The sequence below is a fragment of the Aeromonas bivalvium genome (genome assembly GCF_046078285.1).
In the GTDB taxonomy this organism is placed as follows: Bacteria; Pseudomonadota; Gammaproteobacteria; order Enterobacterales; family Aeromonadaceae; genus Aeromonas; species Aeromonas bivalvium.
Window position 1 is genome coordinate 98,079 of the sequence record NZ_JBGXBV010000001.1, and the last position, 13,878, is coordinate 111,956.

Here is a 13,878-nt window from a genome sequence, read left to right on the forward strand (position 1 = left end):
ACACATGATGTTGGATAAACTACGGGAAGGGGCGCAGGGCACGGTAGCCAAGGTAATACTGGGGCTTATCATCCTCTCCTTCGCCTTGGCCGGGGTAGGCAGCTACCTCAATGGCCCGGCTCGCAGCGCCCCCGCCACCGTCAATGGCATTGATATCAGCCAGCAAGCGCTGGAAAACGCCTATCGCAACGAGCGTGCCCGCATGGAATCCCAGATGGGGGACGCCTTCAACCAGCTGGCCGCCAACCCGGATTACATGAAGCAGTTCCGTCGCTCCGTGCTCGACCGACTGATCGATCAGGCTCTGGTCGATGGCAAGGCCCGGGATCTGGGTCTGCGAGTCAGTGACGAGCAGATCAAGCAGGCCATCGTCGCCATGCCGGAGTTTGCCGAGAACGGCAAGTTCAACAATGATCGCTACCTGCAGCTCATTCGCCGTGCCAACATGACCCCGGAGATGTTCCGCGACTCCCTGCGCCAGGACATGGTGCGCCAGCAGCTGGTTGGCGCCCTGCTCGGCACCGAGTTCGCCCTCAAGGGTGAGGCGGAGCAGCTGGACAAGCTCTACAACCAGACCCGGGATCTGCGCCTGGTGCGTCTGGCCGCCGATCGCTACCAGGGCGAGGTCAAGGTGAGCGATGAAGAGGTGGAGCAGTTCTACAAGAGCAATGCCCCTCGCTTCATGAACGACGAGAAGGTCAAGGTCGATTACCTGCTGCTCGATGCCGCCACCATGGGCAAAGAGATCAAGGTGACCGAGCAGGAGGCCCGTGATTACTACGATCAGCACCAGGACCTGTTCCAGCGTGCCGAGCGTCGCCAGGTGGCCCACATCCTGATCCCCTTTGACAAGGATGAAAAGGCCGCCGAGCAGAAAGCCGCCGGCTTGCTGACCGAACTCAAGGGCGGCGCCGATTTCGCGGCGCTGGCCAAGGCCAACTCCTCCGACACCTTCTCCGCCAAGAAGGGCGGCGAGCTGGACTGGTTCGAGAAGGGGGTCATGGATCCTGCCTTCGAGCAGGCCGCCTTCGCCCTGAAGCAGGCAGGGGATCTCTCCAACCTGGTGAAGAGCCCGTTCGGCTTTCACATCATCAAGCTGATCGGGGTCGAGGCCGCCAAGGCCAAGCCGTTCAGCGACGTGATGAGCGACACCATCGCCCGTCTGCAGGCAGACAAGGCGAAGGAGCAGTTCTTCAACCTGCAGCAGACCATGGCTGACACCAGCTTCGAGAACCCGGACTCCCTGGACATGACAGCGGATGCCCTTGGCCTCAAGGTGCAATCCGTCGACTACTTCAGTCAGGGCGATGCGCCGGCGCCGCTCAACGATGGCAAGGTGCTCAGCGCCGCCTTCTCCGAGCAGCTACGCGACGAGAACACCAACTCGGACGTGATCGAGCTGGGTGACGGCAAGGCGGTGGTGCTCCATGTGACCGGCTATCAGCCCAAGGCGGTCAAACCGCTGGCCGAGGTGAAGGCGCAGGTCGTTGCCGCCATCACTCACGACAAGGCGAGCGAGATTGCCCGTGGCAAGGCTCAGGGTCTGGTAGAGCAGATCAAGGCCGGGGATGACATTCGCGCCGAACTGGCTGCACTGGGTCTCGAGATAGAGACCCATCAAGGGGTGGCCCGTTTTGCCCAGGATCTGGATCAGTCCCTGCTGGCCGATGCCTTCCGTCTGCCCCATCCGGTCGATGGCAAGCCGAGCGTGGATCTGGTGACCGAGGCCAATGGTGACAGGGTCATCGTCGCCCTGGACAAGGTCAATGTGCCCAAGGAGGCGTCCCAGATGCTGACCATGCTGCAAGGGCAGCTGGGTCAGGGCAAGGCCCAGGCAAGCTATCAGTCCCTGGTCGAGGCGCTGCGCAAGTCCGCCAAGATCGAGTACTTCGCCGATGCCGAGGCTACGGTGGAGTGACAGTCTCCCGGCAGTGAATGACAAGGGCCCGCAATCGCGGGCCCTTTCTCATGGTGGCGGCAGCCGAATGTAAAGAGAGGAGGCTGGCATGGCGCCAGCCTCCTCTCCTGTCTCATGGGCAAGGCATGGGCTAGATGGCCAGGTATTCCAGCGTGACCCCGCCTAGGGCCTTGAGCACGGATCTGGCCGCATCCTGCTGGCTGATCTGGCCCTTGGCGCTCTCCACCAGTACGGCTCGGCGCAACTGGCCGAGATCGGCACCATTGAGCACGGCGTGGGCACAGGCCATCTGCATGGGGGGCAGGCTCGGATTGAAAGCGGCGTTTTCGGCATAGCGGCCGCAGAAGGTACGCCCGTCGGCAAACGCCAGGGCCACGGCGGCATAGCCCTGGCTGTAGGGGGCATAGCTCTGGCGCGCGGCGGCCAGGGCGGCGCACACCAGGGGATCCTCACTGGTGAAGGGCAGATCATGGTGCTGCGGGCTCATCAGGGCATCAGTGATGTCGAGATCTGCCGGGCCGAACGAGTGGGGCAGGAAGGCCTGCAAGGTGCTGATGTCGTCCGGCAGTGAGACCTTGAGCACCTTGGCGGTGCTCAGCTCGTTCATGAACTGACGGCAATGGCCGCAGGGGGTGTAGTTGACGGTGATCTCGCTGATCCCCGTCTCCCCGCCGAGCCAGGCGTTGGAGATGGCGGATTGCTCGGCATGGACCGAGTTGAACAGGCCTTGACCGGCGAATTCCATGTTGGCGCCCAGATACCAGCGACCGCTGAGTCCACAGGCGATGGCGCCGACGAAGAAGTGAGAGATGGGGGCGACCGAACAGGCGGCGGCCAGGGGCAGCAGGGCGAGGCGCAGCTCACGCTCGCCAAGCCGGGTCGCGTCCATCAGTTGCTGGATCTGTTCCGGGCTGAAGCTGGCGGAAAAGTCGTCGCCGAGCATGGGGGCCACGGCGGCGCTCAGGTCCGCGGGCAGGCTGTCGAGTGTCTTGGCAAAGCGGGGATGCATCTATCTGTCCTCATGGGCCAATTGGGAGGACATTGTAGGGAGTGACTCAGCCGATTTGTGTGAACTGGCTCACAGCCTGACTGCGCTGTGCCAGCCGCTCCCGCAGGGAAACGTTTGCCTTCGCCGGCCCCCGATCTGGAGTCGGACAGGGGGCGACGCCATGGGGGCGCAGGGCAGGGGATGGCGCCAGGGGCTCAGGGGATCAGCCAGTGATAGAGGGCGAACAGCGGCGGCGCCACGGCGGCGGTGAGTATGCCGCACATCACCATGGCCAGCGATGCGAAGGCACCCTGGCTTATCCCCCGCTCGGCGGAGGCGGCGGTACCGATGGCATGGGCGCAGGCCCCCATGGCGAGTCCCTGGGCCTCGGGGTCCGTCACCCGCAGCAACCTGAGCAGGGGGTAGCCAATCAGGGCGCCCGTGATGCCCACCACCACCACCACGGCTGCCGCGATGGCAGGAATGCCGCCGATGGACTGGCTGACGCTCATGGCCAGCGGTGTGGTGATGGACTTGGTGGAAAGAGAGGCCAGCAGGGCGGGATCCGCCCCCAGCCAGTGGCCAATCCCCAAGGTGGTGCAAACCGAGATCAGCACGGAGGCCAGGGTGCAGATCAGTATGGGCTTGAGCCTGGCCTGGATCTGGCGTGCCTGCTGGTAGAGGGGCAGGGCCAGGGCCACGACGGCGGGCTCGAGCAACGCCGTGATGGGGCGAGTGCCGCTCTCATACTCTGCCAGGGGTAGATCCAGCCAGAGCAGCAGGCCGATGATCACGGCGGTGGGTACCAGCACAGGGTTGATGATGGGCCAGGGCAGCTTGCGATAGAGAGCCCGGGTCAGGAAATAGAGCGCCAGGGTGAGGGGCAGGGCCAGCCAGATCATGGTTTCATCTCCCGGTTCATACGCTGATAGAGACGGCCGACCACGGCCAGGATCAGCACTATGCCGACGACGACGCACAGCAGGACGATCTCGATGGATTGACGCAGGGGCTCGAGCCAGGCCACCAGGCCGACGGCCACGGGCACGAACAAGACTCCCATGTGGCGCAGCAGCAGGCCGGCGCCCTGCTCGACCCAGTGCAGCTTGACGAGCTGAAGGGAGAGCAGCACGAACAGGATGAGCAGGCCGAGGATGCTGCCGGGGAAGGCGAAGGGCAGCAGGGCCGCGACAGCCTTGCCTACCAGCAGACAGGCGAGGATGACCATGAAGTCGCGAAGGTAGATCAAGGTGCGTTGAACCAGCACAAGAGCCTCGTTGAATAGCTGTGAGCGGGTTCGCAGTTTATCAGAGTGGCGGGGCAACAGGACAGGGCCAACTGGCCCGCAGGGGATACAATGGCCCCGGCATCATCCCCATTCACCAGAAGGAGTTCCCATGTCCTCCCCCTCTCTCCTGGCCAGGTTGCGCCAGCTGCCCGCCGATCCTGCCCTGCCTCCCCAGCTGCTGCAAACCCGCCAGTGGGATGGCCCCCTGTGCCGGGTGAGGCTGGACAACACAGGGTCCGGCCCCGAGGCCGTGCGCCACTGGCGGCTGTTTGAGGGGGATCTCGGTCTTGCCCCCGACGCGGCCATCTACGGAGAGGGGTTCCAGATGCTGGCCCAGACCATGGGCAGCTGGCAGACCCCCGAGCCGGTGGGGCGCTGCCCCGACGCCGGCGTCTATCGCATCACGGACGATGACGGTTATCACACGGTGCACAACCTGCTGCTGGTGGCCTGCGAGGGGGGCTGGCTGCTGCTGGCGTTCGCGAGCTGCCAGCGCTTTGGCGGGGAATTTCGTCTCTATCCGGACGGGCGCCTCGAGATAGTGATGAACGCCGAAGGGCGCACCCTTGCACCGGGAGAGCACTGGCAGAGCGAGGCGCTGATCTGCCTGGAGGGACCGGACAGGGAGGCCCTGCTGGGGTCGCTGGCGGACTATATCGAGGCCGAGCACCCTTCGCTGGTGAACGAGGTGCCCGCGCGCCCGAGTGGCTGGTGCTCCTGGTATCACTACTATGCGGACGTGAGCGCCGCCGACATTCGCGAGAACCTGGCGGTGCGGGCGATGCGTTTCCCGGCCCTGCGCTACGTGCAGATAGATGACGGCTATCAGGCGAAAATGGGGGACTGGCTCACCCCTTCCCCCAAGTTCGAGCAGGGGGTGGCAACCCTGGCCGGGGAGATCCGCGCTGCTGGCTGCGAGCCCGCGCTCTGGGTCGCCCCCTTTATTGCCGAGCCCGGCTCCCAGGTGTTCCAGGAGCACCCGGACTGGTTCGTGAAGGGGGAGGATGGCCTGCCGCTGCCCTCGGAGCGGGTCACCTACGGTGGCTGGCGCTGTACCCCCTGGTACGTGCTGGACGGCACCCATCCCGAGGTGCAGTCCCACCTCGAGCAGGTGTTTCGCACCCTGCGCGAGCAGTGGGGCATCCACTACTTCAAGCTGGATGCCAACTTCTGGGGCGCCATCCACGGCGGCCGCTTCCACGACCCCGCCGCCACCCGGGTGGAGGCCTATAGACGCGGCATGGCCGCCATTCTGCGCGGGGCGGGGGAGGGGGCCTTCCTGCTCGGTTGCAATGCGCCGCTGTGGCCGAGCCTAGGTCTGGTGCACGGCATGCGGGTGAGCGATGACGTGGAGCGTCAGGGCCGGCGTTTTCGCCAGATAGCGCGGGAAGCCTTCTGCCGCGCCTGGCAAAACGACCGGCTCTGGGCGCTGGATCCCGACTGCGTCTGCCTGCGGGATATCCCGGGCCAGCACGCCAGCCGCGCCGAGTACGACTTCCACCTGGCCGCCCTGGTGGCGAGCGGCGGCATGGTGCTGGCGGGGGACAGGCTGCAGGATCTGGACGAGGGGCAGGGGGCGCACCTTGGCAAGCTGCTGGCCCTGTGCGCGGCGCGCACCCCGGCGGCCCGTTTCGATGACATGGGGTTTGGCCGCGCTCGGGTGGCCCTGCCCGGGGGCGGCGCGCTGCTCTGCCTGTTCAACTGGGGCGAGCAGGTCACGGAGATGGCGCTGCCGGCGGGGGGCAGGGATTTCTGGGATGACACTCCCCTGGCAGAGACGCTGGTGCTGATGGGGGGCCAGGGGCGGGTGATCCGCTACTCCTGAGTGCAGCACCCAACAAAAAGGCTCCTGCGGGAGCCTTTTCACTGTCAGGAGCTGCTGAGCCACAGTGGCCAGTCGCTAGTAGCGCCACTCGAACCCCATGGCGTAATTGGCCTGGCCATATCCGGGGATCTGGTTGGTGGAGGCGAGGGCCTTGAAGGTGAGCAGGGGAGTGAGGGGGATGCCAAGGCCCATGCCGACCGCTATCTGATCGTTGGGGTTGCCTATCATGTCTGCCCGCAGCATGCGGTAGAGGGAGAGATCCTGGCTCATGTGGACATAGCTTTGGGAGGCGAGGTTGTAGAGCTGACCGAATACCTCCAGCTGGAACCCGGCCTGGGGGGTGATGGCGATGGGCAGGCCGGCAAACTTGTAGAGATCCGAATAATTGAAGTAGCTGTTGGTGATGGCCGGGGTGAAGTCCGTCTTGCGGTAAAGGGCGCTGAAACTCTCCTGCATCAGCAGATAACTCTGGCGCGGCAGCTGCAACAGGTAGTCCGGCAGCTCGAAGCGGGGAGAGGCGAGGGCCGTCGGGGTCAACAGGGTCAGGCCAAGCAGATTGGCGCAGAGCAGGCTGGCAGAGAGCAGGTTGGCGCGCATCTTTTATCTGTTCTCCCTCAAGGGCCCTGGTCCTGGGCGATCACGACCTACCGGCATTATGGCGCCAGCAGGCCGCATTCACAGGGGTTTAACTGTGAAACCAGTCACAAGTTACAGATCTTCAAGGTAATGATAGAGGGACTTCAGGATGGCAAAGTTCCGATCGTTCCCCTGATTCTGCTCCGCCAGCGCCTCGAGACGGGGCACATAGTCCGGCAGACGGCGGCTGAAGTAGTCGCTGCAGTGCAGGCGCCAGCGCTTCTGCTCCGCCTCGCTCAAGGTATGGGGCCAGTTGCGGGCGCGGTAGCGAAACAGCATCTCGGGCAGGCGCGGGTCGCTGAAGGCAAACTGCCGCTCCCCCAGCAGATCCGCCGGGGTGGCGCGCACCAGATCCAGGGTGGACTTGTCGCCATGGCCGAAGAAACCGGCGTAGAGCTGGGTATCGGGATCGCCGTCATTGCTGCCGGCAAACTCCTGGTTGAACACCTCCACCAGTTTTTCCCGCACCTCGGGATGGGCCCGCAGCAGATCCAGGCTCTTGCGGCACTGCTCCCGGTCGATGCCAAGCTGATCGGCCCGCGCCGGGGTCAGGGTGGCGGCCGGTGCCAGCACGGGGCACTTGTTGATGTGCACCAGCTTGACCGGAATGCCGGCCAGCTCCCCGAGATCCTCTTTTTTGGTGTAGAGGCGCTCGCGGATCTCCTCGCTGGTGAGCTCGATGAGAGGGGTGGGGTCACGGGTCAGATCCACCATGATCACCGCGTTCTGGTTGCTGGGGTGCCAGGCGAGCGGCGACACCCAGCTTGCGCACCCCTGCCAGGGGGAGAACATGCCGGAGACGTGGACCAGGGGCTTCATGGTCACCACGTCGATGAGGGCCTTCACCTTGTTCTTGTTGCGCAGGGCAAACAGGTAGTCAAACAGCTTGGGCTGGGCCTTTTTCACCAGCCTGGCCATCTCTATGGTGGCCAGCACGTCCGAGAGCGCATCGTGGGCGTTGGCGTGGGCCACGTTGTTGGCCACAGTGAGCTTTTCCAGGCGAAAGCTTGGCTTGCCCTCGTCGTCGAGGGCCCACTCTATCCCCTCCGGGCGCAGGGCGTAGCAGGCCCGCAGCATGTCGAGTATGTCCCAGCGGGAGTTGCCGTTCTGCCAGGCGTAGGCATAAGGGTCGTAGAAGTTGCGATAGAGGGTGTAGCGGGTCACCTCGTCATCGAAGCGGATGCTGTTGTAGCCGAGCACGCAGGTGTTCGGGGTGGCGAACTGCTCGTGGATCTGACGAATGAAATCCGCCTCGCACAGACCGTCCTTCATCGCTTTCTGCGGGGTGATCCCCGTGATGAGGCAGGCCTCCGGATCCGGCAGATAGTCTGCCGGCGGCTTGCAATAGATGACCAGGGGCTCGCCGATGACATTGAAATCGGCGTCGGTACGGATACCGGCGAACTGCGCCGGTCTGTCCCGTGCCGGGCTGATGCCGAAGGTCTCGTAATCGTGGAAGTAGAAGGTGGGCTCGCTGCCGGGCTGTGCTGTTTTGCTCATGTTGCTCGAGGTGAGGTGTCCGATGGCGGCGCCATGGCGCCTGGGTGGGCGGTGCCATGCACCGCAATTGTCAGCATGGTAAACCATAGCGCAGGCAGAGCGAAGGGAGAGCCGCGCAGGTGGTGGTTTATTGGGCGAAACGGACCAATGTTGATTGCGCTGGGTCTTGCCATCTAGCTGTGACCCTGAGCAATGGCATCGGGGGTGTGTGCATCCCGTGAAATATGCTTGTTGATCTCGTTGAGCAGGGTCTTTTTATTGATCGGTTTGGTGATATATCCATTCATGCCATGGGAGAGATAGTATTGCTTGGATTCAGGCATCGCATCAGCCGTCAGTGCGATGATGGGAATATGTGCCCAAGGCGTCTGAGAGGTGCGGATCCGGGTGGTGGCCACCAGACCATCCATCACTGGCATCTGGACATCCATCAACACCAGATCAAATTCGGTGTGACCCAGTTCCTCCAGCGCCTCTTCTCCCTGAACGGCCAGTGTGACCTGATGGCCCACGGAGTCGAGCATGGCGCCAATCACCTTGCGGTTGGTGGCATTGTCATCAACCAGCAAGATGCGATAGCTCTCCTGATCCAGCGGCTTGGACGGCAGGCAAACAATCGAGGGGGTCGTGGCTCTGGCGGGCCAGATGTAGGTAAAGGTACTGCCATGTCCCTCGCTGCTCTCTACCGAGATATCACCGCCCATCAGGCGTGCGAGGTTACGAGAGATTTCAAGTCCCAGGCCCGATCCACCATATTGGCGGGTGATAGACACATCCGCCTGGGCGAAACGTTGAAACAGGTTCTTCAGCTGATTTTTGCTCATGCCGATCCCCGTGTCTTGAATCGAGATCCGTACCGAGTGGCGTTCCTGCTCCAACAGAGTGCTATCAACGTGAATGTTCACCTCCCCCTGATGAGTGAACTTGATGGCGTTGCTCACCAGATTGAAGAGGATCTGGCGTACTCTCAGCGGGTCGATCATCAACCACTCCGGCGTATCGGGATCAATGGTCAGGGTCAGTTTGATCCCTTTTGCATCGCAGTTGCTCTGCATCAGGGCCTGGATATCCTCCAGCAGCTGGGGCAAGTGATGGGGGGCCAGTTGCAGCGCGATCTTGCCCTCTTCCAGCTTGGATACATCCAGAATGTCGTTGAGCAGACCGAGCAGGTGGTTTGCCGATTCACGCGCAGTCTCCAGGTAGTCTCGCTCCCGAGGAGCCATATCCCGGTCGGCCAGCAGTGAGAGCATGCCGAGAATGCCATTCATGGGGGTGCGAATTTCATGGCTCATGTTGGCCAAAAAGCTGCTTTTGGCTCTTGTGCCAGCCTCTGCCGCCTGATTTGCTCGCAACAGTTTGTCATTGAGTTGCTGCATCAGTTTGTGCTGCAGAAACGAGATGTTCATTTGCCGCCAGATTAGCAGGGCGAGCACAAAGAGCAGGGCAAATTGCAGGGTCGCGATGAGAGTCGTCGTGATGATCTGCTCTCTTACGCTATCGCGGCGGGCCACATCAAACAGGGTCGCCTGCTGGTTCACCTCCAGGGTCAGCTGATGCAGTTGGGGGAGCAGGGAGGCAAGCTGTTGGCGCAGCTCCTGATGGGCAAGCTGGTCTAGCGGCTTGGTGGCATCCGGGCCGAGCCAGATATCCGCCAGAGAGACATAGGAGCGAATGGCTTTGCTTGCCTGCTGGTAGATCTCTGTTTGCTGAAGCAGGCTGCGATCCTTGCTCTCCAGCACCAGATCCATGCGGCTGACCAGAATATCGTATCTAAGTTGAAACGCCGGTTGCGACTCATGGAGCAGCGAGCTTTGAAAACGCAGTGCTTCGTTATAGAGCTGGAAATAGTTCCACATCACGTTGTCTTCGCCCTGACTGGTACTGCGTTGCAGATCCTGAAATTGCCGGTACTGGATGGTACCAATACCGGCAAAGGCCAGGAGCAGCACACAGAGCACCACAAACAAGAAACGTTGACTGGCCGCCATGGAACGCATGATGAGATTTACTCCACTTTTATCGCACTGATTTGCCAGATAGCCCGACCGTAATAGAGCTTGTTTTGCAGTTCGGGATATTGATCGAACGGATAGACAAGGAATAGCGGCCCTTTGTCGCGCACTGACAGTGGCTTGCCATTGATCGTGCGGGCGAGGATGACCCGATACTGCTCGGCATCGCTTGTCGGCACCTGTACCGAGTAGTCATTCAGCGCGGTAATGGTGAGCTGTTTGCCGGTTGCCCCGACCTTAGCCAATACATCTTGCAGCAGCGGGCCGCGAAAGGTCTTGGCTTCGTCATACCAGGGGGTATGGGTTTTGATTTCGTGTACCGGCAGTTGATCCAGCATGGCGCTGTCCCACAGGGCCAGAGCCTGATGAGTGGGGCTGCTGATGGCGCCTTCAACCTTCAACACGGCGCTGTCAGGGGAAGGGGCTGCGTGTGCTGCGCCACAAAGGGCTGCCAGCAGCGGTGCAATATAAAGGCCTGCTTTCATGATGTCTCCTTCCTGGAATAAGGCGGCATGCGTGCCGAGTCAACGGTGGCTTGCGAGGTGTTTCCAGAGACAAGCAATTATCGGGCCCGGTGCAACGATCGCAAATTATCCGCTTTTTAGCCGGTTATCTGATTGCCTCGGATAAAGTGAGTTGCGGTTTGCAACATTTGGCGTGATTTATTTGCAATTTTGCAACAAGAATGAGGTTTAGGGGTAGGTAAACAAGGCGCAAAGAGTATCATTTGGAGAACAAGTGCAGCGGCGCTTCTCGGCATAACATTTGCAGCGTGGTGGATGCCGTAACAGCGCAGAGTCTTAGAATCGACAAGGAGCTAGCGATGGAAAGCATGACTTACACCCTTAATGATACCCAGGTTGTCGTACTGGAAAACGAGTTTGACGCGATGGCCGTCAGTGAGCTCCGCCCGTTGTTTGAAACCCTCTCGACCCATCCCGGAGATGTCCTGGCCGATATCAGCGATGTCCATTTTATCGACTCTTCAGGTATCGGAGCCTTGGTATTTCTCTATAAAAGATTGATTATGAACGGGCATCAGATGGCGCTTGTCTGTGGACCAGGCCAACCTCACGACTTGCTGGAGATGTTGCATATCGACCGGGTGGTCCCTTGCCATGAGAGCATCAAGGCCTATATGCGCTCCCGTGGCATGATGGCAGTTGCGTCATGAAGCGGTGGGGTCTCCTGTTCTCTTCCATCGTCCTGTCGGGTTGCGTGCAATGGCCGCCGGACGGTTATGGTGGCATGGCTGAGGCAAGACCCACCCGTATTCCTGTCAATGATGATGAACGGCGGGTCTGGTCTCGTTATGATGAGCGCCAGAAGGAACTCGATTTGCAGCTGACGCAATTAAAGCAAGCGAGCCTGCAAGGCTGTATGCCTGCCGAGTTGAAACGACTACAATCTCAACGTGTTGATATTGAACGGGATATGCACGGACGGCTCTGGGCAGATGTAGCCTGGCGTCAGACCGTGTTGGCACAATCACTACAACAAGTACGTTTGCGGCTGCAACAGACAACAGCGGATGGCTGTCGTGCTGATTGGACAGGGCTCCCCTTACGCCAATGGGGGCAGACGTAACAGACGAAAAGGATGTCTATGAAACGGGGCGCGCTCGAAGGATTGATCTGTGTTCTCTTGCTGTTGTTCACCTGCCCGTTACTGGCTTCCACCTTGTTGGCTCCCGGTGATCGGTTGGCCATAGTGCAACCCGGTGAGCCTGCTTTTGATAAGCCTTTCCAGATCAACAAGCTGGGGGAGATTGCACTGCCTGAAGTCGGTAACGTCGTAGTCGGGGGGAAGACCCTGCCACAGGCGGATGAGCTGATCCGCACCGCCCTCAAACCTGTTTATAACAACCTCTCTCAATTGACCGTCACCTTGCTGGAGAAGCGGCTGCTGATCAGCGTGATGGGTTACGTCAAAAAACCCGGCAGTTATGATCTGGCACCCGATGGCAACGTGCAGATGGCCCTCGATGCCGCTGGCGGTCTGGTGCCCGGTGCCCAGCTCAATAATATGCAGGTGCGGCGCGGCAGCACGGTCTCGAGCTTCGATTACAAGCGTTATCTCGATACTGGCGATGCCAACGTCCTGCCGCCGTTGCAATCCCTCGATGTGGTGTTCGTGCCCGCATCGCCTCTGATCGGCAACGTGCAGATCGATTTTGATGCGGCGACCCTGGCGGCTGGAGGCGATGGGGATACCGGCAAGGCGGTCAAGGTGTTTGGGGAGGTCAACAACCCCGGCGCCTTCAGTTTCAAGAGTGGTAACTCCATTGTGGATCTGCTGATGCGGGCCGGTGGGGTGACCCGCTTTGCCGGGGTGGAGCGGATCCGGGTGATCAATGGTGATGCCCCCGAGCTATTCGATCTCAAAGCCTACCTCGACTCCGGCAACAACGAGCTGCTGCCCAATCTGGAGCCGGGCGCCACCATCTTCGTGCCCAAGGATGAAGAGCAGATAAAACGGGGGGCGCGCACCATCTACATCATGGGCGAGGTGTTCAAACCCGGCGCCTATGAGGGGCGGGAAGGAGACTCCTTCCTCGATATTCTGGCCAATGCCGGTGGCCCGACCCGCTATGCCGAGAGTCGCCAGATCCGTTTGTTGCGCACCGATGGCACGATCGAACCCATCGATCTGCAGGCTTACACCGAGGGAATGCAAAAGGCGCTGCCCCAAGTCAAACCCGGTGATGCCATCTTTGTGCCGGAAAAGACTGATATCAACGAGAAGTCCTGGTTGAAAGTGGCGCCCGGACGGGCGGTGATGGTGATGGGGGCGGTGCGCATCCCGGGCCGTTATGAATGGTCTGACGAGATGTCGCTGCTGGATCTGATCGCCCACGCCGGTGGCCCCAACGAGCGGGCCGATATCGCAAAGGTGCAGATCCTGACGTCCGAAGGGGGGCAGGCCACCCCCAAGCTGTTTGATCTCGACAAATTCCTCCACCAGGGGGGGGCGCTGGCCAGCCTGCCAAAGATCCATGCCGGGTTCACCATCATGATCCCCGAGCTGCCCACTGACCCCAGTGACAACAAGTCCCAGTGGGTGCGCCAGTCACCGGATAGCTCCATCTACATCTTTGGTCAGGTCGGGGCACCCGGTCGCTATGCGTTCAACGAGCAGATGGGTTTTATCGACATTCTGTCAGCAGCCGATGGCCCGACTGCGGCGGCGGATCTGCGTAATGTGCGTATTGCCCATCGCAGTGGCAGTTCGGCGCGGGTCAGCAAGCTCGACCTTGCCCTGTACTTTGAAACCGGCGATGAAACCTTGTTGCCCAAGGTGCTGCCCGGCGACTCCATATACCTGCCGGAGAAGAACCGTCCCTGGCTCGATGAGCCCAAGGAGAACACCATTCGGGTGCTGGGGGCGATAGCCCGCCCCGGCCGCTACCGCTTTGACTCCTCCATGACCCTGCTGGATCTGCTGGCCGAAGCGGGAGGTCCGACCAACACCGCCTATATCAAGAAGATTGTGGTGATCAACATGGCCACCAGTGGTCAGGGGGATCAGGCCCGCAGCTTCGATCTCGATGGCTTTGCCAAAGAGCCCGACTTTAGCCAGTTGCCGGTATTGCGCGCAGGTGACACCGTCTTTATCCCTGACAGCAAGAGCAGCAACTGGGCCATCTTCATGGATGGCATGCGTGATATTCTGACCACGATTTCGGTGGTGGCCCTGGTCGGGACGCTTTGA

Annotated in this window: 12 protein-coding genes; 5 read left to right on the forward strand and 7 right to left on the reverse strand. The window is 61.2% G+C overall.

Annotation, left to right across the window (positions count from 1 at the left end; translation table 11 throughout):
* Positions 1-4: 4 nt before the first annotated feature.
* Positions 5-1,918, forward strand: coding sequence for a peptidylprolyl isomerase (gene ppiD, locus ACEUCR_RS00385; RefSeq protein ID WP_408787438.1), 1,914 nt, complete (start codon positions 5-7; stop codon positions 1,916-1,918).
* A gap of 130 nt (positions 1,919-2,048) precedes the next feature.
* Here ppiD and cdd read toward each other — a convergent pair whose 3' ends face one another.
* The 3 genes from cdd to ACEUCR_RS00400 all read right to left on the reverse strand — a co-directional run bounded on the left by cdd (position 2,049) and on the right by ACEUCR_RS00400 (position 4,173).
* Positions 2,049-2,927, reverse strand: coding sequence for a cytidine deaminase (gene cdd / locus ACEUCR_RS00390; protein WP_408787439.1), 879 nt, complete (start codon positions 2,925-2,927; stop codon positions 2,049-2,051).
* Positions 2,928-3,121: 194 nt separating this feature from the next.
* Positions 3,122-3,808: an LrgB family protein gene (locus tag ACEUCR_RS00395; protein WP_041996949.1), complete on the reverse strand. Its 687-nt coding sequence runs from the start codon at positions 3,806-3,808 to the stop codon at positions 3,122-3,124.
* A complete protein-coding gene (locus ACEUCR_RS00400; RefSeq protein WP_041996952.1) occupies positions 3,805-4,173 on the reverse strand; it encodes a CidA/LrgA family protein in 369 nt (122 codons plus the stop codon). The genes ACEUCR_RS00395 and ACEUCR_RS00400 overlap by 4 nt, the downstream gene beginning before the upstream one ends.
* Positions 4,174-4,303: 130 nt before the next feature.
* Here ACEUCR_RS00400 and ACEUCR_RS00405 point away from each other — a divergent pair, with 130 nt between their 5' ends.
* Entirely contained in the window at positions 4,304-6,019 is a 1,716-nt protein-coding gene (locus ACEUCR_RS00405) for a glycoside hydrolase family 36 protein (RefSeq protein WP_408787440.1), read from the forward strand.
* A 75-nt stretch (positions 6,020-6,094) separates the two neighbouring features.
* On the opposite strand, the gene ACEUCR_RS00410 is transcribed toward ACEUCR_RS00405, so the two are convergent.
* The 4 genes from ACEUCR_RS00410 to ACEUCR_RS00425 form a co-directional block, all read right to left on the reverse strand.
* A complete protein-coding gene (locus tag ACEUCR_RS00410) occupies positions 6,095-6,616 on the reverse strand; it encodes a hypothetical protein (RefSeq protein WP_041996958.1) in 522 nt (173 codons plus the stop codon).
* Positions 6,617-6,727: 111 nt separating this feature from the next.
* Positions 6,728-8,155 carry an exodeoxyribonuclease I gene (gene sbcB, locus ACEUCR_RS00415; protein ID WP_408773815.1) on the reverse strand — a complete coding sequence of 476 codons (1,428 nt, stop codon included), beginning with the start codon at positions 8,153-8,155 and terminating at the stop codon, positions 6,728-6,730.
* A 173-nt stretch (positions 8,156-8,328) separates the two neighbouring features.
* Positions 8,329-10,152, reverse strand: coding sequence for an ATP-binding protein (locus tag ACEUCR_RS00420; RefSeq protein WP_408787441.1), 1,824 nt, complete (start codon positions 10,150-10,152; stop codon positions 8,329-8,331).
* Positions 10,153-10,160: 8 nt separating this feature from the next.
* The gene (locus ACEUCR_RS00425; protein WP_139494259.1) at positions 10,161-10,652 is read right to left on the reverse strand and encodes a molybdopterin-dependent oxidoreductase; all 492 of its coding nucleotides are present in this window, start codon (positions 10,650-10,652) and stop codon (positions 10,161-10,163) included.
* 338 nt (positions 10,653-10,990) lie between these two features.
* Between ACEUCR_RS00425 and ACEUCR_RS00430 the strand changes: the two genes are divergently transcribed.
* Genes ACEUCR_RS00430 through ACEUCR_RS00440 form a run of 3 tightly spaced genes read left to right on the forward strand, consistent with a single transcriptional unit; the run spans position 10,991 to position 13,878 of the window.
* Positions 10,991-11,341 (forward strand): STAS domain-containing protein, encoded by a 351-nt coding sequence (locus tag ACEUCR_RS00430; RefSeq protein WP_408787442.1) that lies wholly within the window; start codon positions 10,991-10,993, stop codon positions 11,339-11,341.
* Positions 11,338-11,754 (forward strand): ferredoxin reductase domain-containing protein, encoded by a 417-nt coding sequence (locus ACEUCR_RS00435; protein ID WP_408787443.1) that lies wholly within the window; start codon positions 11,338-11,340, stop codon positions 11,752-11,754. The genes ACEUCR_RS00430 and ACEUCR_RS00435 overlap by 4 nt, the downstream gene beginning before the upstream one ends.
* A gap of 18 nt (positions 11,755-11,772) precedes the next feature.
* Positions 11,773-13,878, forward strand: a complete 2,106-nt coding sequence (locus ACEUCR_RS00440) for an SLBB domain-containing protein (RefSeq protein ID WP_408787444.1) — start codon at positions 11,773-11,775, stop codon at positions 13,876-13,878.